This window comes from Aquimarina amphilecti (assembly GCF_900109375.1).
GTDB lineage: Bacteria > Bacteroidota > Bacteroidia > Flavobacteriales > Flavobacteriaceae > Aquimarina > Aquimarina amphilecti.
Genome location: NZ_FOAB01000001.1, coordinates 962804 through 986815, shown reverse-complemented (window position 1 = coordinate 986815; position 24012 = coordinate 962804). Strand labels below are relative to the sequence as shown.

Genomic DNA, 24012 nt, shown 5'->3' with positions numbered 1-24012 from the left:
AGATTACTATTGAATTCTTTTTTTAGATATCGTATTTGTGTACCTTTAAAACCATGATGAAAGATACAAAATTGGCGGTCCTAATCGATGGGGATAATATACCAGCCAAGTATATAAAAGAAATGATGGAGGAGATTACCAAGTATGGAACTCCTACTATTAAACGTATTTATGGTGATTGGACAAAACCATACCTAGCAAAATGGAAAAATATTTTGTTAGAAAATGCAATAAATCCGATACAACAATATAGTTATACTACAGGAAAGAATGCCACCGATTCTGCCATGATTATAGATGCAATGGATATTCTGTATTCCGAAAAAGTTAATGGTTTTTGTTTAGTGTCTTCGGATAGTGATTTCACTAAATTGGCTATGAGGCTAAGAGAAGCTGGTGTTGTTGTATATGGAATTGGAGAGAAGAAAACACCGGACCCTTTTATCGTGGCTTGTGATAAGTTTATTTACCTAGAAATCTTGAAAAAAGATACAGAGAAAAAGGATGGTAAAGAAAAGTCCGATAAATCTAACTTAGATAAAATCACTCCAAAAACAATAAGGTTATTAAGGAATTCAGTTGATGATGCAGCAAGTGAAGATGGATGGGCATTTTTAGGAGATGTAGGTTCCCTAATTCTTAAGAAACAACCAAACTTTGATTCCAGAAATTTTGGGTTTTCAAAATTGACACCTTTGTTCAATTCTCTTAAACAATTTGAGATAGATGAACGGGAACATACCAGCGGAAAATTTAAACTGATTTATGTTCGTAACAAATAGAGTTGTTTATAGGTAACATTGTATCTTCGCGAAAATTAGAATATATATCCTTTGCAATACGAATTTAGCATACAAGTATCACCAGAAATTGCTGTAGATCCAGATCGATTGAAGATTGTAGTTTCTAAAAAAAATGGCATTTCGGTTGATGAGATTAGACACATACAAGTTTTAAAACGTTCTATTGATGCTCGTCAAAAGGCTATCAAAGTAAACTTGAAGATAAAGGTATTTGTGCAAGAGGATTTTGAAGAAATACCAATTCAATTACCTGATTATCCAGACGTTTCTAATGCTAGTGAAGTGGTAATTATTGGTGCTGGGCCCGCAGGTTTGTTTGCAGCGTTACGATGCGTAGAGCTAGGATACAAACCAATTGTATTAGAAAGAGGAAAAGATGTTCGTGAAAGAAGAAGAGATCTAAAAGCAATAAATAGAGATCATATTGTAAATGAGGATTCGAATTACTGTTTTGGAGAAGGAGGTGCAGGAACTTATAGCGATGGTAAATTATATACACGTTCTAAGAAACGAGGAGATGTAAATCGAATTCTTCAATTATTAGTTGGTTTTGGTGCTACAGATCAAATTTTAGTAGAAGCTCACCCTCATATTGGTACCAATAAATTACCTGCAATCATAGCGGCTATTAGACAAAAAATAAGAGCGCACGGAGGAGAAGTACATTTTGAAACTAGAGTAACTGATTTTAGCATTAAAAATGATGAAATTCATTCAGTAAGCCTTCATAATGGCGATAGTATAACAACCAATAAGGTTATTCTGGCTACTGGACATTCCGCAAGAGACGTTTTTGAGTTATTACATAAAAAGAAAATCGAAATTGAAGCTAAACCTTTTGCATTAGGAGTTAGAGTAGAACATTCTCAGCAATTGATAGATCAAATACAGTATAAATGTGAAGTTAGAGGTCCTTATTTACCACCATCACCTTATAGTATTGTAAAGCAGGTTGATGGTAGAGGAATGTATTCCTTTTGCATGTGTCCTGGAGGAGTTATTGCACCTTGTGCCACGAGTCCCGGAGAAGTAGTTACTAACGGTTGGTCGCCGTCTAAAAGAGATCAACCAACTTCTAATAGCGGAATCGTCGTAGAACTTCGTTTGGAAGATTTTAAAGATTTCTCTAAATATGGACCTTTGTCTGGTATGTATTTTCAGAAAAGTATTGAACAGAAATCTTGGCATTTAGCAGGAGAAACTCAACGTGTTCCCGCGCAGAGATTGGCAGATTTGACTAAAGGGAAAGTATCAGTAGATTTACCAGAAACGTCTTATAAACCTGGTTTAAGTTCAATAGATATGGGAGAAGTTTTTCCTAAATTTATTCATAAAACACTTCAGCATGGTTTTAAAGCTTTTGATAAAAGTATGAAGGGGTATTTGACTAATGAAGCAGTCGTTCATGCGCCAGAATCAAGAACATCTTCTCCGGTTAGAATTCCAAGAGATAGAAAGACTTTAGAGCATACACAAATAAAAGGGCTATATCCTTGCGGAGAAGGAGCGGGCTATGCTGGTGGTATTATTTCTGCTGCTATTGATGGAGAAAAATGTGCAGCAGCTTGTATCAAAACGATAAATTAGAATCTATTTATTTTTTAATAGAAAAATCAAAAGTAGTTTGTGTTCCAAGTTTGGATTTTACTTTGATACATCCGCCAAGAGTTGTTACTAATTTTTTTACAGTCGACAATCCTATACCATTCCCCTTATTACCACTTCTATCAGTTCCATTGGCAGTAGTAAATAGCTCGAAAATAGTATCGATATTATCCTCTGGAATTCCCATTCCGTTGTCTGTTACTTTAAAATAATAAAAAACTTTATCTTCTGAGTGTTCAATATCAATGATAATATGCTCTTTATCATTATACTTAATACTATTTCCTATTAAATTAAAAAATATTTGCTTTAATGCAGACTTGTTCGATTTTAAAGTAGGATTGCTTTTCGGAAAATTAATAGTGCAATCAGGCTTTATACTTAATAATTCAGCAATTTCTTTTAATAGATGATTTAGTTTAAAAGACTCCGGTTTGTTTTGAGCAAGACTATCACTTTCATAATGATCTAATACATCATTTATATAGTCACTCATGGAAAATGATGATTGTTTTATATATTCAAAATATTCAGAAGTTTCTTTATCTAAATCGTTTGCTAATTTCAGTTTTAAAAGATCAGATGTTGTTATAACATTAGCCAATGGCATTTTTAAGTCATGAGATATAACTCTAGCAAATTCCTTTAATGACTCGTTACGTTTTCTAAGTTTATCTTCTATTTTTTCTAAATCTTTATTCTTTTTATTTAATTCAAAAAGAATAACTACTTGATGCGCTAGAGATTTTAATGCCTCTAATTGTTTATCACTAAGTTTTTTTGGAAGACTATCAATAACACAAAGTGTTCCTAGGGCAAAACCGTTTTTATCAATAAGAGGAATACTAGCATAAAATATTACTGTTCCTTTTAAGGTAAGGGGATTGTCATGAAATCGTTTGTCTATTCGCGCATCATTAACTATTAAGGGAGTATCAGGATCTAAAATTGAGTGTGCACAGAAAGATTGATCTCTTGGAATTTCTTTGGTAGAAAAACCATGAGAAGATTTAAACCACTCTCTATCATTATCTACTAATGATATTAGAGCTGCTTCTGTATCACAAAGATATGCTGCAAGAGCTGTTATTTCGTCAAACTCATTTTCGGGTTCCGTATCCAATATACCTAAAGACTTTAGAGCTTCAATTCTAAAATCTTCATTTACGGGGTGTTCAGGTATAATCATCTTCATCAAGAATTGCCTTGTGTGGAACAATTCTTAATAAAATTAACAAAAAAATATTAGAAATTATATATTCCCTCCCTTGATTATTTTAAATACCACTAATTAACTAATAATTTGATAGGTCTTCAGTTAGACTTTTCATAAAAGCTATCACATCATTTATCTCCTGTTCTGTTAGGTTTAAAGAATCTGGAGGTAAGGTTTGATATTCTTGATCTATACCAATACCGGCGCCACCACCACGATTATAAAAATCCATTACTTCTTTTAGAGACTTGTATACTCCATTATGCATATAAGGACCTGTAATTTCTGAGTTACGTACTGTGGGTGTTTTAAAAAAGTGTTTCCTTTCTGGCGTTTTGTAAACCAAATATCTTCCTAGGTCTTTGCTTATAATTGCATTAATAGAATCATTATACTCAGGGACACCTATTAATTCTATTTCAGATTCCTTATAATCTGGAGGAACTGTTCCGTTAAATAAAGGAGCAAAATGACAAGTAGCACATTTAGCTTTACCATTAAATAGGTTATAACCATTAATTTCGTTTAGAGAAAGGGTGTTTTCTAATCCATTTATATTTCTATCAAATTTAGAATTAAAAGGAGTAAGACTTCTTATATAACTAGCCATGGCATTTCTGATATCATTGTTGTTTATTTTACGATTGGGATATACATTGAGAAATTCCTTTACATATTCTTGGTTCTCTATAACTGCCTTTTCTAACGTTTTTAAATCGGTATGAAATTCATTTTCATTTTCTACGACATTAATGATCTGCCCTTCTAATCCACCAGCTCTTTTATCATAAAAGAATGCTTGTTGTAATGCTGCATATAGTAGTGTTGGGCTATTACGTGTAACTCCATTTGATGTTTTTAAACCATCTGTGAAAGCTTTTTCTGGTCGATGGCATGTTGCACAACTAATTTTTTTATTTGAAGAAAGATTCGTGTCGTAAAATAGTTTTTTACCTAAAGCAATCTTATCAGAGCTAATTTCTTTTTGGTTTTGATCGGCAAAATAGTTTACATTAAAAGTATTCGAAGAAAAAAGAGATGTTGCATCATTTTTTAGAGCCAATTCAAAAGGAAATTTCACATTCCAATCAGTAACAGTTTGATTCCAAAGACTTAATTGTTTATGTGTGTGATTTTTAATAAAATAGTAGCGGTCAAATTTATTAAAATCACCTTGTAAATTCCTTAATGTAGTTTCGATTTCTTTATTCCAAGCTTCGAATAAACTAGTGTCATTGAATTCATTCTCAAATATAGATAAATACTGGTGTAAGCTTTGGTATACTATTTTGGATTCTTCTAATGAGTTTTCTAATACTGGAGAGTCAAAACCTGTTATACCTGTAAGAGCAACTCTGGCAATAGCTTTTCTAAACATCCATAAGAAGTGGTATTGTTTTAGGTGATCAAAGTTTATGTTCTTTTGAATCAGTTTTAGCCTACTTGTTATTAGATTTACGTGTTTTTTTATTGTCGTAGTATCAATTTTATCTGCAAAAATTTCCTCTTCAAGTACTTGATAACCACTAGGAGATTTTATTTTGATATCAGTAAAATCTTCTTCTTCAACTTTTAGGATATTTGGTTGATTGAGGAAACCATAGTTTTCTACATCCAGAGTGGATAGAATAGGTTCTAGTTTTTTAAAATATTTTTTAGCTTCTTTAAAATTATTTTCAATTTTAGAAGTATTCTTTTTAATACTATCAGTATAAATAATTGCTAAGGTCATATCCTCATCAAATTGCTTATGCATTATAGTATGGAACGCTATTTTTTCTGTTTCTTCTTTATTTACTTTATTGTTACAAGCGCATAAAGTAAATAAAACGAAAAGGCTTATCATAAGACAAGCCCTTTTGTTTGTTATATAATCTAACAATAATTGCATTTGATTATTTTGTGTGATATTAAAATTATCTTCCAAGCCCTTTGATGATATATAACATACTACCTTCTTTTCGACTATCAGCTAGATTTGGATTAGCATTTGGATCTGTATAAGGAGTGCCATCTGCTTTTTCCCATCCGTGGTTTTGAGTGATTAATACAAAAGTTTCATCAACTCCTATTACATCAGAAATGTCTATCATTCCTGTAATTTCCCAAATTCTGTCAACAGTTCCATATCCTTGGGCAGCAGCAGTAACTTGATCACATTCTAGAACCACTTTTAATGCTCCAGAGTTTAAATCATATTGGTATAATCTCGCATAATGTGCAGCAGCAGGTTTAAAATCTTGTATTCCATTAGGGTCTTCTTGTATGTAAGCATAGTTTTCAGTAACTAAAATATTATCTGGACTATGAAAAGCTTCAGCTTTACCATCTTCTTTATCACCATCTAACACACATGTGATTTTTCCAGCTCCTGTAGGATCATTTTCATTTAATACTACTTTATATATTCTACCAGAACGAGTTCCTTTTCCGATAAGATCTGGTTTATCTCTTCCAGTTACAGCAAGGTAAACTTCTCTATTATTAGCTCCAGAACCTCTTCTCCAGTCGATATCCTCTAATCTAGAGAATCCCATTACACCTTTTGTTTTAGCCTCTGCATCTAATAAATCAATATCTTTTTCAGTAAGCTCTACAAACTCCATATCATATGCGGTACCTTCTTCCATATCCATTTCATAAGTGATCCCAGGAGAAGTTACCTTTAACCCATATAGTTTTCCACCGTTAAGATCTCCAGAGTTCCCAACATACATACCTAATTGCCCAGAAGGCACTTCGTTATCACTATTATCATCTCCTATAAATACCACTGTTTTATCAGGATAAGCATCTTTTCCTATTGCAACAGCATTTTCTGTAGACCATTGCCCCATTGCTGTTAACATTCTAGGAGTAGAAGCTATAGAAATATCTCTATAAGGATCTGTTGCAAAAACTCCCTTAGAGTTTCCTCCCCATTCTCCTCCTGATAAATACATAGGACCAAAACCATGCTCTTCTTGAGTAATCATAGATCCAGAACATTGAGCAGTTTCAGCAGTTGCAACTGCATTAAGTATATGTTCTCCTTTTATTGGTTTGAATGTTTCATCAAGCGTAATACGTGCTATTGCATAATCCGCTTCTATATTGTTTATTAGGGTATAAGTTCCGTCTGTATTACGAAGTAGACCGGCTCCATCCGCCATAGATCCATATGTAAAGTCTGGTATGTAAGTATCTTCAGAAGATAATAAATTGTAAATTTCAATATCTGTAAAACCAGACATTTTTTTTAGGAGAACAGGTGAAGTTGATCTGCTTTCTAATTCAATTAAATCTCCTATTGGTGGTGTTGAAGTATCATCATCATCGTTACAAGATGTTAAAATCAAACCGCAACATAGGGTAAGGAGTCCAAAGTAATTTTTCATGATTCTGTGAATTTTCGTTTTCACAAATTTACTTCGAGTGTAAGTGTAAGGACTTTATGGAAATGTTTTATGTTTATTAAAGAAACATCAATCTAATGTTTAGAATGTAAACAGCGTGTTATTCTTTAGAACGATTCTAAGCTAAAATTTTTCAAAAACTCCAAGTCCAAATAGCGCATAGTCATATTTTATAGGGTCTAACGGATCTAATAACCTTAGGTTAACATCAAGTTGATTTAGCGCTTTGGCATCATTTTGTTTTCTACTTAATAAACCTAATTTTCTTGCGACATTACCAGAATGAACATCTAAAGGACAGGACAATTGAGAAGGTGATATACTTTTCCATATCCCTAAGTCTACTCCAGGTGTGGAGTCTCTTACCATCCATCTAAGGAACATATTGATCCTTTTAGCAGCAGAGTTTTTATGAGGATCACTGATGTGTTTTTGTGTTCTAGGAAGGTGTGGTAGCGTAAAAAACTCTTTTTTAAAATGATGTATTGCACTTTGTAAATATTCTTCTTCATTATATCTAGAAAAAAAACTTTCCAAGTCACCGTATTTATTATAGATGTTTTGTAGAGCTTTGATAAAGTAGGAGAGGTCTTTACTGTTAAAAGTCCTGTGCACAAACCCTTCTAAACCCTCCAATGATGTTTCTGAATGATTCATAACATAATCATATGGAGAATTACCTAGCAGCAACATTAGTTTATGTGCATTATTAAGGATGCTTTTGCGATTCCCCCAAGAAATAGTTGCTGTAAGGAAACCAGCAATTTCTATATCTTCTTTTCGGGTAAAAAGGTGTGGAATTTGGATAGGGTCTGTTTCTATGAATTTTGGCTGTTCGTAAAAAGCAGCTTTTTCATCAAGAAATTCTTTAAGTTCACTTTTACTTAGTTTCTTCACCGGGTTTGAGCTGTGCTGAAATTATAAAAATTAATATAGAAATATTATTACTTATCTACTATTTTACCATCTACCATAACTAGTTTTCGATCAGCCATATTAGCTAAATCTTCATTGTGAGTAACAATAACAAATGTTTGGCCATATTCATCTCTAAGTTTGAAAAATAATTTGTGTAAATTTTCTGCAGATTCACTATCTAAATTCCCAGAAGGTTCATCAGCAAAAATCACTTTTGGATTATTTATTAAAGATCTTGCAACTGCAACTCTTTGTTGTTCTCCACCAGAAAGCTCATTTGGTTTATGATCAGATCGATGCTCTAACCCTAAAAAACCAAGTAGTTCTTTAGCTCTTTTTTCTGCTTCGGCTTTTGGCACTTTTTTAATAAAAGCGGGAATGCATACATTCTCTAGCGCTGTAAACTCTGGTAATAATTGATGAAACTGAAAAATGAATCCTAATTGTTCATTTCTAAATTTAGATAATTGTTTCTCTGATAAGAAATTTATAATATTATTATTAATAGATAAATCACTACCTTTTTCTTTTGATGCTCTATCCAAAGTTCCTAGAATCTGTAATAATGTAGTTTTTCCTGCACCTGAAGCACCTACGATAGAAACAATTTCACTTTCTTTTATATGTAAATCAACACCTTTTAGGACGTGTAAATCTCCGTAGTGTTTATGAATATTCTTAGCTTTTATCATCAATTATATTTCTAGAGATTGTGAAAGTAACTAATATCCTAAAATTCGCCAAGATTATCCTTTAAAAGAACCCTTTAAATTATTTATATCAAGGAAATAAACAACTCTTAATGATAATGTGTGCTTAATAGGTTGACCAAAAAGATTGTCTAAACTATCCGTATAATTAATTGTAGATAATTCATCTTGATTAAATATTTGATTACGATAGAGTAGAGTAGCCTCACTTCCTGGAGCAAATCTCCAGCTGAAACTTAAATCTAAATTCCAGATATTAAAATTAGTATTAGGATCGTTTTCAGAAATATCATAATCTGTTTGTGTTCGTGAACCATCATTATTAAGCGTATAAAAAACATTTTCAGAATAATCGGCTGTACTCCAGAAATTTCTAAAACGAAGATTTATTGCTTTATATGGGTCAAAATTATAACTAGCACTAAGAGAATTCTCTACTGTAGTAATATCTCTTTGTCCTAAGAAAACATCAGTATCATCATTATCGATATATCCAAAATTTCGTTTTCTAATGGAGTAATCCGTGGTCCAGATAACTAAGAGTTTATCAGAGAATCTATACCTCGGAGAAAGATTCATGCTATAAGTTTGTTGATTATCTTCAAACCAATTACGATGAAATAAGCGTATATCATAAGCGAATTTTTTACGATAATCAGAAGATACCCATAGATTTACACCAAGATTTTCGCTAAATGTTACAAATCTGCCATCTACTCTAGGTTCGAAATAATCATCAGTGTCAGAATCATAAATTGTAAAACCTCCAAAAGCAAATCGTTCCGTTGTAACAAAAAACCAATCAACGCCCAGAGAATTAGAAGTTTGAACACTCGGATCGTATAATCTACGGTGTCTAGCAAAAAGATTAATTCTATAGTTGTTGAATAGTTTGGTAGGCTCAAAAATTTGATACGAAGTACTAACTCTAAAACTATTGAAATTATTTCTAAAATTTACTCCTAGATCATTAATATCAAAAGTAGTATTAGCTAGGTCGTGTCCGAATCCATATCTCCATTTACCTTTAATACGGTCAAAATCAAGTTCTGATCTAAAACCAGCGATGTTATTTCCAGGCAAATTTACTTGACTTACTATAGATCGTCCTGTTAATCGATACGAATTGGCTTTATTCGCTAAGTTCCAGACTAAACCGGTTACGTTAGCATCTCTAAAATCACTTCCATTTCGAGTAACATTAGTATTAATTAATGAAATAGAAGAATTGTTGTTAAACTGTTGATCTAAAACGAAAATATTATAATTAGCTAAAGGTTCAACTACTTTTTTTCTTTGATTTCCAGTAATTGTATCGGTTATACGAACCTCTGTTTTCTCAGTGATTGCGTTAAAAAAACCGATCCCTAAATTTCCTTTGGTTCTACCTGAGATTTTAAGTGCATTTAATAAATTTACTTTGGTAGGAGCGTCTTCTGCCATTTCATTTTCTAGTAAATCTTCATCTGTTACAGAACCAGTAGGTCCATTACCTACACGTCTTGAAAAGAAAATACGTCCTTTATTGAAAAGCTCTGTTCCTTCGGTAAAAAATTGTCTATTTTCTCCAAATGTTTGTTCAAATGGCCCTAGATTAAGTCTAACTTCATCAAAGGCTGCTTGTCCAAAATCTGGAATTAAAGTTGCATCTAAAGTAAAGCTATCACTTAATCCATATTTAACATCTAGTCCCGCACTAAAATCTGTTTCTGTTTCTCCATCAGATGTAGTTGCCAAACCTTGAACAAAAGGGAAAAATGTAAGTCTAACAGGTGGATTTATATCTTTAACACCATTTACAAGTCCATTATATTGTGTGCGTTGTCCTACTTCGTTATCTACAAAATTCCAGGAATGTGTTTCATTTCTGTTCTGTAGACGTCTAAAAAAGTTAATACTCCAATCCTGAACAGGTATTTCGGGAAAACGTAAAGCATTATATGGTATTTTAAATTCTGCATACCATCCTTTTTCATCAAAAGATATTTTTGCATCAAATACTACATTATAACTAAAGTCTTCATTAAATTGATCTGCTCTGGCATCTCCTATTGTTCCAGCACTTGTAATAAAAAAACGTGTTTCATTAATTCCATCGTTATATGTGTTCATCGATATATTAAAGAAATCTGCTTGCGCGAAAACATTATCCCGTTGACTAAATTGGCGAAGTATTTTATCCGGTTGATCATCATATAGATAAGCAGCAAAATATACTGCTTTATCATCATACGCCATTTTTACTTCTGTTCTAAGATTTTCTGAGATAGTACCTTCGTTACCAGGTTGCCACATATTAAAATTACCAGATGGTGTAATATCTAACCATACTTGATCATCTAGAATACCATCTATCTTAGGTGAGGTAGATATTCTGTGTGCCGTAATTTGTTTTTTTTCTTGACTAAATAAAAGAATAGTGTGCAGTATTAACAACACACTAAGGATAGGGCGTAATTTTCTATTCATGTTTTGTAAAAAAATCCTTACTTTTTCGACTCAACTGCAAAACTAGGATTTACATCTAAATGGCGTACTAATGAAAAGTTAAAAAGCATTAGTGCTGTTCACTATATATGTACATTCGTTAAACAATATTTACTTTTTAACAATAATATGGGAAATAATAACTTAGATAGTGCGGTTTTTGCAGGAGGATGTTTTTGGTGTACAGAAGCTGTTTTTCAACGGTTAGAAGGTGTGTCTCGGGTAATTTCTGGATATACGGGAGGAACTATTAAAAATCCGGCATATCGAGAGATAACTACAGGTAGAACTGGGCATGCGGAGGCAATAAAGATTGAATTTGATTCGAATATTATTAACTATAATGAATTGTTAGAAATCTTTTTCGCTACTCATGATCCTACTACATTAAACAGACAAGGAGCAGATAGAGGTACTCAATATAGAAGTGCTATTTTTTACGAAAATGAAAATCAAAAAGAATTAGCTCATTCAATGATTCAACGGCTTAATACGGAAAGTATTTTTGATAGCCCAATTGTAACGGAAGTAACAGCAGTCGGTCCATTTTACAATGCAGAGGATTATCATCAGGATTATTATAACCAAAATAGTAGTCAAGGATATTGTCAGTTTGTGATTAACCCAAAACTAAGTAAATTGCAGCATACTTTTAAGAGTAAGTTGAAAAAGGAAATCTAGAACTAATATACGTATAATGCCATATAATAAATTTGAGGAATATAATATCAAGGTTACTGATGATGTAAAAGATAAGTTTAAATCGATTATTACTGATTTAGGAGAGGATATAAGTAGGGAAGGGATCGTTAAGACTCCTGAGAGAGCAGCGAAAGCCATGCAGTTTTTAACGCAAGGATATCATCAGGATCCTGAAGAGATATTAAAAAGTGCCATGTTTAAAGAAGATTATGATGATATGGTAATTGTAAAGGATATTGAGTTGTATTCTCTATGTGAGCATCATATGTTACCTTTTTTTGGGAAAGCTCATATAGCATATATTCCAAATGGGCATATAGTTGGTTTAAGTAAACTGCCTAGGATTGTAGATGTTTTTGCAAGACGACTTCAAGTACAGGAACGATTAACTCATGACATTTTAGAATGTATTAATAAAACCTTAAAACCGCAAGGTGTTGCTGTTGTTATAGAAGCTTCGCATATGTGCATGATGATGCGTGGTGTACAAAAACAAAACTCGGTGACTACTACTTCTGGCTTTAGAGGGCAATTTGAAAAAATAGAAACGAGAACAGAGTTTCTAAGATTGATAACTGCAGATTTGGCATAACAATTTTTTGGCATTTTTTTTGTTATATCTTTAGTAAATAGAAACTTATGAAAAAAAACAAGTATAAATTACTAAAGAGAGGTATTGTTTATGATTTGATTGGTATGGCTTCCATGGTTATTCCTGTTGTTGGCCCTTTCTTAGATATTATTTGGGCGCCATATGCTGCAAAAAAAATGTTAGATATGTACCCTGGAAAAAAAGGAAAGATAGCATCTGTAATAACATTTATAGAAGAGATTATACCAGGGACTGATATTATCCCATCTTTTACAATTATGTGGTTATATACTTTTGTAATTAATAAGGAAGAAGTTTTTGATAAAGATGCTAAGACTATTGAAGTAGAGATAGTTCAATAATGTATTATGTATATCAGTTTAAAAAATGTTTTAGTCTAGAAATTTCGCGAAACCCATTCGACGTAACATTTTTTTCTCAAACCACCAGAAAAATTTAAATTGCCCAAATAACCATCCTACGATCAATAGTATTACCTGATAAATAGGAAATATCAAAAATACTCTAAGAGGCCAATAGATCCAGCCACTTGTAGTTTCCTTACTCAAACCGATTAATGTTAGTAATGGATCAGAAACTCGGGCAGCTGTAGAGCCAGTAATAGCAAAAGCAATAAATATAGCTATCAGTTCCCAGCGATAGGTTACATTCCATTTTTTTTCTAAAGCATTAAAGATTCTTAATGTTAATCCTAGTAAAGGAATAAAGAGAAATAAAGTTATTAATGATAATGCAAGAATATAAGATTCATCAGTTTCTGATAGTTTAAAAACTCCAGACACAAGTCTTTTGCTTAATAAAAAAGATGAAATCAATAATCCTATTAACCCTAGAGCGGGAAATAATAGTTGCCAATTAGCTTGGATTTCCCAGCGATCTTTGAATTTTTGCATTGAACAAAAATACAAAATAAACTTTCGGTGTCAAAATCTTTATCCTCTGCTTACAAAAAAACGTTGTTTATATTGTCGCTCAAAAAACAAGAAATAATTATACAGTAGATAATTCACTTCATATCCATAATCGGTATATTGATCGTAGTTAATTTGTTGAATATATAGATTAGGATCGAAGCGTTGTGGTTGGACTACACGTTGGTTATATTCTATAACATACTGACGATTTCTTATTTCTAAAAACTGCTGATTATAGTATCCTCTAGGTCTTTGTGTAACTAACCAATTGTTAAATCCAGGCTCTATGATAATAATTTCATATTCTAATTCATCATTGGCAATCCTTAAAGTGTCTGAAGAGTCAGTAGTAGAAGTTGTATCTAGCTTTCTATCTTTAGTTGTAGCGCAGCTATAGGTAAATAATGCGAGAATGATTATAAAAAAAAACTGTTTTACTGTCATATGTATAAGTTACGAAAAGTTGATTGATATTTTTTTAGTTTTAACATTTTGTAATGTTAATTTAAAAAAGTAATCAAATAACCTAACATGTAAAAAGGCCTTGACATATACATCAAGACCTTTTATTATAGATATAAAAACTATTTTTTGGTTTTATTTTCCGAAAAGTCCGCCAAGTAATCCTCCGATACCGCCTTTTTTCTGACCACCACCAAGAACCATACCTGCAACATCATCTAAAATACTTCCATCACCATCAGCATCAAGAAATGATTCGATAAGAGATTGTTGTTTTGATCCTTGACCACCTCCAAGCATTCCTCCAAGCATACTTGATAATCCATTAGCATCAGATACATTATTCTGAGAAGCTTGTTTCCCTAAAACTCCCATCAAAATTGGTGCGGCAACTTTAAGTATTTGACTTACAGAACTAGCATCCATTCCAGATTTTTGACTTAAAGCGTTTTCTACAGCTGGTTGTTTACCACCTAAAATATGTCCAAGAATTCCTGCTCCATCATTAGTAACATTTTCCTCAACACCACCTTGAAATAAACCTCCAAGATTATCTAAAATCCCGCCACCAGAATGTTTTCCAGATATTGCTCCTAATAATCCTGAAGCTCCTTCGGGTGTGGAAGCGTTTTTTTGCATTGCTCCCATAAGTACAGGCATAGCCATACTTAGTAAATTTCCTGTTTTATCTGCGGATTGTCCTGTTTGACTACTTACTCCACTAATAATTTGTTGTCCCATAGGACTATTTAAAAGATCTAAAATTCCAGACATGATTTATATATTTTTATTATGTGTCCTAAATTTACATTTTTTATAAATAAGATTAAAGGATTGATTGATCTTATTTTATGTAAAAAACGGATGAAATGAAGATTTTATCGATATAAGGTAAATAAAAAACACCTTTTACGAATATTTGTGAAAGGTGTTTTTTGGTGATATTGTAATATGTTTACTACACTTATTGAAGTATAGATATTATTTGATCAGCAAGTTCTTGTCCAATTCTATCTTGTGCTTCTCCTGTAGCAGCACCAATGTGAGGTGTTAGAGAGATTTTATTATTCATTAATACTTTTATAGCAGGATTTGGTTCGTTTTCGAAAACATCCAGTCCAGCAAAACTTAATTTACCATTTTCTAATGCTTCTACTAATGCTACTTCATCAATTACGCCACCACGAGCTGCATTAATTAATCCAGCCCCATCTTTCATTTGTTCGATTTCTGATTTACCAATCACATATTCTTTTTGAGCAGGAACATGTAATGTAAAGAAGTCTGACTGTTTTAGAACTTCTTCTTTCGAAACAGTTTTTATTTTAAAATTCAATGATTGTCCATCAAAAAATTCAACTGGAATATCTATTTCTTCAATAAAAGGATCAAATGCTACTACATTCATACCAACTCCAATTGCTATTTTTGCTGTAGCTTGACCAATACGACCAATACCAATTACTCCAAGAGTTTTGCCTCTTAGTTCTGTACCACCAGCATATGCTTTTTTAAGATTTTTAAATTTACTATCTCCTTCTAATGGCATATTTCTATTGGCATCGTGTAAAAAACGAACACTTCCGTATAAATGGGCAAATACTAATTCCGCAACAGATCCAGAGGAAGCCGCAGGTGTATTAATAACGTGTAGTCCTTTTTCTCGAGCATAAGTAACATCGATATTGTCCATACCAACTCCACCACGACCAATGATCTTTAAGGAGCTACAGTTGTCAATGATATCAGTTCTTACCTTAGTAGCACTACGCACTAATAATACATTGATTTCATTATCGTTAATATAATTTACTAATTGATCTTGTGCTACTGTGGTGGTTTGCACTTCGAATCCAGCTTTTTCTAGGGCATCAATACCACTTTGTGATACTCCATCGTTTGCTAATACTTTCATTTTAAAGGTTTGATTTTTAATTTTTTGTTCTTATTCTAGAATAGTAAGCTTCAAGTTTATTTTTAGTTGGTTATGCTTTTCTTTCTAAATCACTCATTACATCTACCAATGCAGCAACACTTTCTATGCTCATTGCATTGTACATGCTTGCTCTATAACCTCCTACACTTCGATGTCCATTAACACCATTAATGCCAGCTTCTTTCCACATCGCATCAAAAGTTTCTTTTAGGTCTTCGTTTATCAGAGAAAAGGTTGCGTTCATTGTTGACCTATCTTCTTTTTTTGCAAATCCTTTAAATAAAGGGTTCAGTTCTATTTCAGAATAGATAAGTTTTGCTTTTTTATCGTTTTCTTCTTCAATAGCGGCTATTCCTCCAAGCTTTTTTAACCATCTAAGTGTAAGCATAGATGTATATACTGGAAAAACAGGAGGAGTATTAAACATACTGCCTTTGCTGATATGTACACCATAGTCTAACATTGATGGGATTTGTCTTTCTATTTTCCCAAGAATATCTTCTTTAATAACGACTAGTGTAGTTCCTGCAGGACCCATATTTTTTTGAGCTCCAGCATAGATCAAACTAAATTTTGAAAAATCTAATTGTCTAGAGAAAATATCACTACTCATATCGCATATAAGAGGTGCGTTAGTGGTAGGGAAATCTTTAATTTGCGTACCAAAAATTGTGTTGTTACTCGTACAATGTAAATAATCTAAGCCTTCTGGTATTTTATATCCTTTAGGTATATAGTTATAGTTGGCGTCTTTAGAAGATGCGACTTCTATAACCTCACCAAAAATTTTAGCTTCTTTAACAGCCTTGTCACTCCAGCTTCCTGTATTAATATATCCAGCCTTAGTTTGTAATAGGTTATAAGCTGTCATTAAGAACTGTGTACTTGCTCCACCTTGAAGGAAAAGTACTTTATAACCTTTACCTTCTAATCCTAATAATTCTAAAGCCAAACTACGGGCTTCTTCCATAACGTCTACAAAATCTTTGCTACGATGCGAAATCTCCAAAATGGATAACCCAGAATCGTTAAAATCTAATACAGCCTGGGATGCTTCTTTGAATACTTCTTGTGGTAAAATACAAGGTCCTGCGCTAAAGTTGTGCTTTTTCATCAGTAGTTTTATTGTTTTTATTAGTTACTTTTCTTATTGTTTTCTGGCTCCTTAAACCAGTAAGAAAAAACACCACAAAGGTGCTAATAATCTAAAACAAAATCATTATCAATATGATAAAATATTTAATCAATTTTTGTTAAAAATTCAATAACATCAATGTTATCTGCGTAATCTGATAGAGAAGGATGTTGAGTAGTACCAAAATCAATACTTTCATCCGAAAAATCATCGCTAACGATACATTGAATGGCTTCTTTATCATTTTCGAATTTTTGAATTACTTCTTCTTTGGTATTATAAGTTTCATAAAACAAAGTGGCAATTGGAGAGCCATAACTAGTATCTTCCTTTAGCATTAAAAATCCATTCTCCAATAACTTAAAACTACTCATTAAATATACAGCCTTGTTATAATCATAATTGTTAGCATATTTTGCTCCATTGATGATATCATTGTGTGCGTATATGGATTTAAAAAATAGATCAAAATTATAACCTTTAGGAACCATAAGTTTAGATACGCTTCGACAGCCTAATCCATAATATCTAAATATATCTTCACCTAAGGCAGCTAATTGTTTTTTAGATTCATTACCTGTTAAAACTGCTACTGAGTTTCTATTCTTACGAATTATATTGGGTTTACCGCCGAAATAATGTTCAAAATAGCGTGCAGTGTTATTACTTCCTGTTGCTATGATGGCATCAAAATCACTGAATTTTTCGGTGGTAAAAGAAATTTTATTTTTAAACTTAGGTTCTATTGAGATGAGGTAAGAAGCTAAGTAAGGAAGTAAATAATTGTCATTGGAGGATTGTTTGACTAATACGTTGTGACCGCTAATTAATACTGAAATAAAATCATGAAACCCCACTAAAGGAATATTTCCAGCCATAATAACTCCAATTGTTTTCGGTTCTAATTTATCTAGCGTATAAGAAGATAACCATTGTTCCAAGTTATTTTTTGTAAGTGCCTTACTCCATTGTGATAATGAAAACACTATGTTTTCTTCTGTAAACCAACCATTATGATGCTTAGCAGATTCTATTTTTTGAATCATTCCATCAAAAAAATCTTCGTTATTCTTGATGTTCTTAATCTTCTCATAACCAGTATTTTTGAATTGACTTAAGAAGTTGCCTAATTCAGAAAAAGCGGTAATTCGGTCATTTAATAACATTTCTAATTTGTTTATCACTAGTTTACGAGTTATTTTTGTGATGCAAATTTAGAATAAAAAAGAGCTATGGCAATTATAATAACGGATGAATGTATAAACTGTGGAGCTTGTGAGCCAGAATGTCCAAACACTGCGATTTATGAAGGAGCAGATGATTGGAGATATGCCGACGGTACAGATTTAGAAGGTGATGTAGTACTTCCAGGTGGAAAAGCTATTAACTCAGAAGAGGCTCAAGAGCCTGTTAGTGATGAAATATATTATATAGTTCCGGATAAATGCACCGAATGTAAAGGTTTTCATGAAGAACCTCAATGTGCGGCTGTATGTCCTGTAGATTGCTGTGTACCGGATGAAGATATAGTAGAAACGGAAGAGTTTTTATTACAGAAGCAGGCATTTATGCATAAAGAATAGTAAGTTAAATTATCTTACAGATGAATAACCTGTCGGTATCGACAGGTTTTTTTGTGCTTGTTTTTTAAATTTTAGTATTTTCGTCAAGAATTTAACCTCAAATTTAAACATGAAATTATGAAAAAATTAATATTCTTTATTTTACTGATAGCTGCTTCAACTACTTCTTTTGCACAATACAGGTGGGAAGTTTCTGGTGGTTTAACAAGTTCTAGTATAAATATTGAAAATGCGGATAGTAACCGTGGTACCGGCTTCTATTTTAATGCTGGATATGGCTATGTAATGGGAGTTCGTGCTAAAACAAGTATAGTCTTCTCAATTGAAGTTTTACAAAGAAATAGTGAAATTGTATCAAATATTCCAACAGTTTTGCCAGCAGATTTAAAAGTTTTACAAGTAGGTTTCAACCCTAAATTTAGATATTTATTTGGTAGAGGAAAAGATCGTTTTAGACCTTTTATTAATGTAGGTCCTTCTTTTAGGATAAACACTAATGTAGAACTGGGAGGTGTAGATTTAGAATCTGATCAGTATGAACAGTTGGTAATTGGCGGAGTATACGGTGTAGGTTTTTCGCAAATGATAGGAGAGATGTTTGATATCTTTTTTGAAGCCGGTGCAATGAACGATTTTACTGATAACTTGACTGATTTAGATAGTAAATTTTTCGATATCTATGCAAGAGTAGGTGTTCGTTTTAGAATATACGATGCTAGACGATAAAAATTAAAGCATTTACATAGAAATATAAAGATCCTGCTTCCGCAGGATTTTTTTTATGCAATTCATTTTAATTTTTTGTAAATTAGTTACTTACAAGAATTTCATAAAGAATACTAATATGCCAAATTGGGGATACATAGCAGTTATTATTCTTGCGTTTTATATAGTAACTAGTACTGTTTTATATTATTTGCAGGAGTATTTTATTTTTAAGCCAGAGAAATTAGACAAAGATTTTGAGTTTCATTATAACAATCAAGTTGTAGAAGAATATAATCTGGAAACTCGAGATGGGGCCATTATTAATGGCTTACATTTTAAAGTGGAGAACCCAAAAGGTGTAGTTCTTTATCTTAAAGGGAATTCTAAAAGTATTAAAGGTTGGGGCAAATTTGCGGTGGATTTTACCAGACATGGATATGATGTATGTATGTTAGACTATCGTGGATTTGGAAAGAGCACAGGAAGACGTTCTTTTAAAGCCATTAAAAGAGATCTTCAATTCGTCTATAATAAATTAAAAGAAAAAGTAGACGAAAAATACATAATTCTCTATGGACGATCTATGGGATCAGGTTTTGCAACTAAATTAGCTTCTATAAATAATCCTAAAATGCTAATTCTTGATGCTCCATACTATAGCTTGAGTAAAGTGGCTGCTAAGTTTATTCCATTTATGCCAGTTTCTTTGATAATGAGATATCCAATACCTACTTATAAATGGCTAAAATATGTAAACTGTCCTATTCATATAATTCATGGGACTCACGATAAGTTGATTCCTTTTAAATCTAGTATTAAGTTATCAAAAATTAAACCCAAGCTGACAAGATTATATACAGTAATTGGGGGAGGACACAAGAATCTAAATAATTTTGAATCTTATCATAAAATGCTCGGTGAAATTATCAATTCTAAAATGAGAAAAATTAATTTATCTAACACGAGTATCGGTGTAAAACACTCCTCAAAAAATGTAAATGTCCAAGCTTAAGCAATTTTTAAAGTGGACATTGATTATATATCTTATGGGTTTAGGGTTACTGTATTTATTTCAACATAAAGTTATTTTTCAACCAGAAAAGTTACCTATAAATTATACATATCAATTTGATCATCCTTTTGAAGAGTTTTTCTTAGAAACTCTAGATGGAGAACGATTAAATGCTATTCATTTTAAATGTAAAAAACCCAAAGGAGCCATATTATATTTTCATGGGAATAAAGGAAATCTTTCGAGGTGGGGAAATATAGCTTCTTTTTTTGTTGATAAACAATATGATGTTATTGTGATGGATTATAGAAGTTATGGTAAGAGTACAGGGGATATAGCAGAAGAGAAATTGCTGTATGAAGATGCTCAGTTGTTTTATGAGTATGCATTAGGGAAATATCAAGAGAGTCAGGTAATAGTATATGGTAGGTCTTTAGGAACTAGTATTGCCACAAAAATCTCATCAGTTAATAACCCTTCTCAACTAATATTGGAAACACCATTTAATTCGATGGCAGATGTTACTTCTCGTTGGTTGCCAATTGTTCCTGTAAAGAATATTTTAAAATTTAAGTTTCCCTCTAATAGATTTATAGAAAAAGTAAAATGTCCAATTACTATATACCATGGTACTGATGATGGAGTGGTACCATATGCTTCGGGTAAGAAATTATTTAAAAGTATTTTAACTCCCAAAAAGCGAATGATTACTATCGAAGGAGGTTCTCATAACGATTTGATTAAGTTTGATAAATATTTAAGAACGATTGATTTAGTATTGGAGGGTGATCTTAATGGAATATAATAAAGCCGTATTGAGTAGAGTACTAATGATTTATCAAATATTAGCTCTACTCAATGCGACGATAATTTATTTAGAAACTAAAATCCAATCTAGCATAATAATAGGCTCCGCCAAACCCCATCTGAACGGCATCCCAATATCCACCAGCTTCGGTTTCTCCATCATTTTGTTGATCAGGATATTCATTAGTGATATTATTTCCACCAATAGTAAGTTTTAATTGATCTGATAACTTGTATCCTAAAGTTAGATCGGCTGTTATTTTCGCACCATATTCATCTTCTGTATCTACAAAATCTACAAGGGTGATATCACTAAAACGAGTCAAACCTAGACCAGCATTAAATTTGTCTGTATTGTAATTTAAATTTAAAGCAAATTTGCTTCTTGGAGCCGATGCAAGCAAGAATGCCTGTTCTCTTTTACCAAAGAATATGTCTGGATCCAAATCTGTATTAACAGCTGTGATATACATATTATTTACATTTCCGGCTAACAGTGCAGATAATGTTCCGAAATCATAATTTCCCTTCCAGGAAAGGACTAAATCCATACCTACAGTTTCTGTATCTACACCATTTGCAAAAAATTGTGCTTCATTTACATTATCAATATCGGTAGCTTCAAAAGTTCCTGTAAGCACAATACGATCTTGTATGTCAATGTAGTATCCGTCTACTGTTGCAGAGAAATCACCAAGCTTAGCTGTAACTCCTAACGATGCATTTAACGAAGTTTCTTCTTTTAATCGATCAATTCTAAAAGAAGCTGTAACAGGACTGTTATTTGGAGCTAATAATGTTTCTGTAGCAATACCGCCTTGGAAATCTGTAAATCTAAGATTATAATAGATCTGAGCTAATGATGGAGCTCTAAACCCTGAACTAACAGAACCTCTAATATTGATATTTTCAGATGCTTTTATTCTAAATGCTAGTTTTCCGTTAACAGTACTCCCAAAATCACTGTAGTTTTCAAATCTAGCAGCTCCTGCTAATAAAAAGGCATCCGTAATGTCTAATTCTGCATCAGCATATAGAGATAAATTTGACCTAGATCGATCGACTTCATTTAAAGGGCTATATCCTGGAAACCCTTGTGATCCTCCCGGTCTTGGCTGGCCACTATCAGGATCAATAGGTTGTGTTTGTGTTGCGGGGTTTGTAATAGGCAAACCGTTTACATCATAAGTAGCATAAGATCCTTCTTCTCCAGCAAATATGATAAAGTTTTCAGTTCTATATTCTGTTCCAAAAGCAAGATTTAAACCTTTAGCCACTTTTGGATAGTATTTCGAAAAGTCTAAATTAATTGTGTTTTGACTTAAACTATGGCCTCCAGCATCAAATTCTGTAGGAGAGTTTTCTTCTAGTGAGGCATTTAGCGTACCTTCTATAAAATAATGGAAATTATTCTTTCCCCATGTATTGCTTAGATCAATTTTCCATCCACTATCTGTTTCTGTTCTAATACCAGCTGAAATAGAATTATCTATGATGTTAGAAGTGATTCTCGGAGTAAAGCCATCAGGATAAATTTCTGTAACAACACGTTCACCGCCATTACGTGTGAAAGCAAAAGCATCAGTGTCACGATAATTTCTTCCTCCAAAAGCATATAGTTCAGTTTTCTCAGATAATGGAACACTAGCATTAACAAAAAGATTAAATCCATCTATGGCTGCTTCTCCAAATCCTCTTCTAAAATCAAATCCAGGTCTTAGAGTTTTATTTTTGCTTAAATATTCTGTGGTAAAATTGATATATCCTTTTTCTCCAATACCTACTCCATAATTGGCAGTCACTTTTACAGAACCACCATCAAAACTTTTGTCATCAGCTATTCTATTTCCATCATTTTCGGTATCTAAACGATTACCATCGGTGTTTGGGGTTCCATCAGGAAAATCACCTTTAGCATTTGTGTTATAGGCTCCATAACTGATACTACCACTTAGTTTATTAATATTATCTTTTAGAACAATGTTGATAACACCGGCGATTGCATCAGATCCATATTGAGCAGCAGCGCCATCACGCAGAATCTCTATTCTTTTTATTGATGTAGCAGGAATTGTATTAAGATCTGTTCCAGAATTTCCACGACCTCTAGTTCCAAAAATGTTAATTAACGATGAGCTATGCCTTCTTTTTCCATTGATTAAAACTAAAGTTTGATCAGGACCTAAACCTCTTAAACTAGCAGGGTCTACGTGGTCAGCGCCATCAGAACCTGATTGTTTGTTGGCATTAAAGGAAGGTGCAGAGTATTGTAATAATTCATTGATTTCAATTTTACCACTTTTGGTAACAATATCTTGCATATCAATAATATCTACGGCAACGGGAGTATCGGTTGCTGTTCTTTTTGGACTTCTGGATCCAACTACTATAATAGTATTTAGAGCTTCACCTTCTAATAAAGTAATATCAATATTATTGGTTGTACCTACGGTAATTTCTTGAGTCTGAAATCCGACAAAACTGAATACTAAAATAGCATTTTCATCTACTGCGATGGTATACTTTCCATCATCGTCAGTTATTGTTCCTTTGTCAGAACCTTTTTCTGTGATATTAACAAATGGTATTGGGGAACCGGAAACATCAGTCACTATTCCAGTAACAATTTGTTGACTAAAGGTTACACTTGTAATAAAACAAAACAAAATGAGTGTGAGTTTTTTCATGTGAATATATTTATTGGTTTAGCTATTAAAGATATTCAATTAATCTAGATTTTATGTCTACCGATCATATTTATTATAAGTTGAGTTTTGGTATCCAATTTTATGGGTATATTCTATTTTTTTAAGATTTTTTTTAAGATTTTCTCTACAGCTGAGTATTGTAGAATCAAAACAAAGCGGATTACTAAGATATAACGAATACTATTTAATTAGCTACGAATTCTATTTTTGAGTACTCGTTTATGTTGTACGGTAAAAACTTCAATCAAGTACTTGTTAAATTCACTATGGAAAAATTTAATTAGATTTTAAGTGTAAT

Annotated in this window: 22 protein-coding genes; 9 read left to right on the top strand and 13 right to left on the bottom strand. The window is 32.4% G+C overall.

The genetic code is table 11. The features are described from left to right. Positions 1 to 53 precede the first annotated feature (53 nt). Together BMY33_RS04330 and BMY33_RS04325 are read left to right on the top strand one after the other, a co-directional pair. Complete coding sequence (locus tag BMY33_RS04330) at positions 54 to 782, top strand: NYN domain-containing protein (protein ID WP_091406013.1); 729 nt, start codon at positions 54 to 56, stop codon at positions 780 to 782. Between the two features lie 51 nt (positions 783 to 833). Continuing rightward, positions 834 to 2390, top strand: a complete 1557-nt coding sequence (locus BMY33_RS04325; RefSeq protein ID WP_091406012.1) for an NAD(P)/FAD-dependent oxidoreductase — start codon at positions 834 to 836, stop codon at positions 2388 to 2390. Between the two features lie 7 nt (positions 2391 to 2397). Here BMY33_RS04325 and BMY33_RS04320 read toward each other — a convergent pair whose 3' ends face one another. The 6 genes from BMY33_RS04320 to BMY33_RS04295 form a co-directional block, all read right to left on the bottom strand. Beyond that, entirely contained in the window at positions 2398 to 3603 is a 1206-nt protein-coding gene (locus BMY33_RS04320) for a sensor histidine kinase (RefSeq protein WP_342028414.1), read from the bottom strand. A gap of 100 nt (positions 3604 to 3703) precedes the next feature. After that, positions 3704 to 5470, bottom strand: a complete 1767-nt coding sequence (locus BMY33_RS04315; protein ID WP_244542975.1) for a cytochrome-c peroxidase — start codon at positions 5468 to 5470, stop codon at positions 3704 to 3706. A 70-nt stretch (positions 5471 to 5540) separates the two neighbouring features. Continuing rightward, positions 5541 to 7001: an alkaline phosphatase PhoX gene (locus tag BMY33_RS04310; RefSeq protein WP_091406010.1), complete on the bottom strand. Its 1461-nt coding sequence runs from the start codon at positions 6999 to 7001 to the stop codon at positions 5541 to 5543. A gap of 141 nt (positions 7002 to 7142) precedes the next feature. Then, on the bottom strand, positions 7143 to 7916 hold the full coding sequence (locus tag BMY33_RS04305) for a TIGR02757 family protein (RefSeq protein WP_091406008.1): 774 nt from the start codon (positions 7914 to 7916) through the stop codon (positions 7143 to 7145). A gap of 47 nt (positions 7917 to 7963) precedes the next feature. Beyond that, complete coding sequence (locus BMY33_RS04300; RefSeq protein ID WP_091406007.1) at positions 7964 to 8629, bottom strand: ABC transporter ATP-binding protein; 666 nt, start codon at positions 8627 to 8629, stop codon at positions 7964 to 7966. A 54-nt stretch (positions 8630 to 8683) separates the two neighbouring features. After that, entirely contained in the window at positions 8684 to 11116 is a 2433-nt protein-coding gene (locus tag BMY33_RS04295; protein WP_091406006.1) for a DUF5916 domain-containing protein, read from the bottom strand. Positions 11117 to 11263: 147 nt separating this feature from the next. Here BMY33_RS04295 and msrA point away from each other — a divergent pair, with 147 nt between their 5' ends. Genes msrA through BMY33_RS04280 form a run of 3 tightly spaced genes read left to right on the top strand, consistent with a single transcriptional unit; the run spans position 11264 to position 12790 of the window. Beyond that, positions 11264 to 11815: a peptide-methionine (S)-S-oxide reductase MsrA gene (gene msrA / locus BMY33_RS04290; protein WP_091406004.1), complete on the top strand. Its 552-nt coding sequence runs from the start codon at positions 11264 to 11266 to the stop codon at positions 11813 to 11815. A gap of 16 nt (positions 11816 to 11831) precedes the next feature. Then, positions 11832 to 12428 (top strand): GTP cyclohydrolase I FolE, encoded by a 597-nt coding sequence (gene folE / locus BMY33_RS04285; RefSeq protein ID WP_091406001.1) that lies wholly within the window; start codon positions 11832 to 11834, stop codon positions 12426 to 12428. Positions 12429 to 12475: 47 nt separating this feature from the next. Continuing rightward, entirely contained in the window at positions 12476 to 12790 is a 315-nt protein-coding gene (locus tag BMY33_RS04280; protein ID WP_091405999.1) for a hypothetical protein, read from the top strand. Between the two features lie 30 nt (positions 12791 to 12820). On the opposite strand, the gene BMY33_RS04275 is transcribed toward BMY33_RS04280, so the two are convergent. From BMY33_RS04275 to BMY33_RS04250, 6 genes are all read right to left on the bottom strand, one after another. Next, the gene (locus tag BMY33_RS04275) at positions 12821 to 13342 is read right to left on the bottom strand and encodes a DUF6787 family protein (protein WP_091405996.1); all 522 of its coding nucleotides are present in this window, start codon (positions 13340 to 13342) and stop codon (positions 12821 to 12823) included. 39 nt (positions 13343 to 13381) lie between these two features. Next, complete coding sequence (locus BMY33_RS04270) at positions 13382 to 13807, bottom strand: DUF6146 family protein (RefSeq protein WP_091405994.1); 426 nt, start codon at positions 13805 to 13807, stop codon at positions 13382 to 13384. Between the two features lie 153 nt (positions 13808 to 13960). Continuing rightward, positions 13961 to 14599: a DUF937 domain-containing protein gene (locus tag BMY33_RS04265; protein ID WP_091405992.1), complete on the bottom strand. Its 639-nt coding sequence runs from the start codon at positions 14597 to 14599 to the stop codon at positions 13961 to 13963. A 190-nt stretch (positions 14600 to 14789) separates the two neighbouring features. After that, positions 14790 to 15740 carry a D-2-hydroxyacid dehydrogenase gene (locus BMY33_RS04260; protein WP_091405990.1) on the bottom strand — a complete coding sequence of 317 codons (951 nt, stop codon included), beginning with the start codon at positions 15738 to 15740 and terminating at the stop codon, positions 14790 to 14792. Between the two features lie 70 nt (positions 15741 to 15810). Next, on the bottom strand, positions 15811 to 16875 hold the full coding sequence (serC, locus tag BMY33_RS04255) for a 3-phosphoserine/phosphohydroxythreonine transaminase (RefSeq protein WP_091405988.1): 1065 nt from the start codon (positions 16873 to 16875) through the stop codon (positions 15811 to 15813). Between the two features lie 125 nt (positions 16876 to 17000). Then, positions 17001 to 18062, bottom strand: coding sequence for an acyl-CoA reductase (locus BMY33_RS04250; protein ID WP_091405986.1), 1062 nt, complete (start codon positions 18060 to 18062; stop codon positions 17001 to 17003). 66 nt (positions 18063 to 18128) lie between these two features. Here BMY33_RS04250 and BMY33_RS04245 point away from each other — a divergent pair, with 66 nt between their 5' ends. The 4 genes from BMY33_RS04245 to BMY33_RS04230 all read left to right on the top strand — a co-directional run bounded on the left by BMY33_RS04245 (position 18129) and on the right by BMY33_RS04230 (position 21004). Next, the gene (locus BMY33_RS04245; RefSeq protein ID WP_091405984.1) at positions 18129 to 18479 is read left to right on the top strand and encodes a 4Fe-4S dicluster domain-containing protein; all 351 of its coding nucleotides are present in this window, start codon (positions 18129 to 18131) and stop codon (positions 18477 to 18479) included. 117 nt (positions 18480 to 18596) lie between these two features. Continuing rightward, the gene (locus tag BMY33_RS04240; protein WP_091405982.1) at positions 18597 to 19205 is read left to right on the top strand and encodes an outer membrane beta-barrel protein; all 609 of its coding nucleotides are present in this window, start codon (positions 18597 to 18599) and stop codon (positions 19203 to 19205) included. A gap of 118 nt (positions 19206 to 19323) precedes the next feature. After that, positions 19324 to 20199 (top strand): alpha/beta hydrolase, encoded by an 876-nt coding sequence (locus tag BMY33_RS04235; RefSeq protein WP_091405980.1) that lies wholly within the window; start codon positions 19324 to 19326, stop codon positions 20197 to 20199. Next, positions 20186 to 21004: an alpha/beta hydrolase gene (locus tag BMY33_RS04230; protein WP_091405978.1), complete on the top strand. Its 819-nt coding sequence runs from the start codon at positions 20186 to 20188 to the stop codon at positions 21002 to 21004. The genes BMY33_RS04235 and BMY33_RS04230 overlap by 14 nt, the downstream gene beginning before the upstream one ends. Positions 21005 to 21074: 70 nt before the next feature. Here BMY33_RS04230 and BMY33_RS04225 read toward each other — a convergent pair whose 3' ends face one another. Then, complete coding sequence (locus BMY33_RS04225) at positions 21075 to 23693, bottom strand: TonB-dependent receptor (protein ID WP_091405976.1); 2619 nt, start codon at positions 23691 to 23693, stop codon at positions 21075 to 21077. Positions 23694 to 24012: the final 319 nt, after the last annotated feature.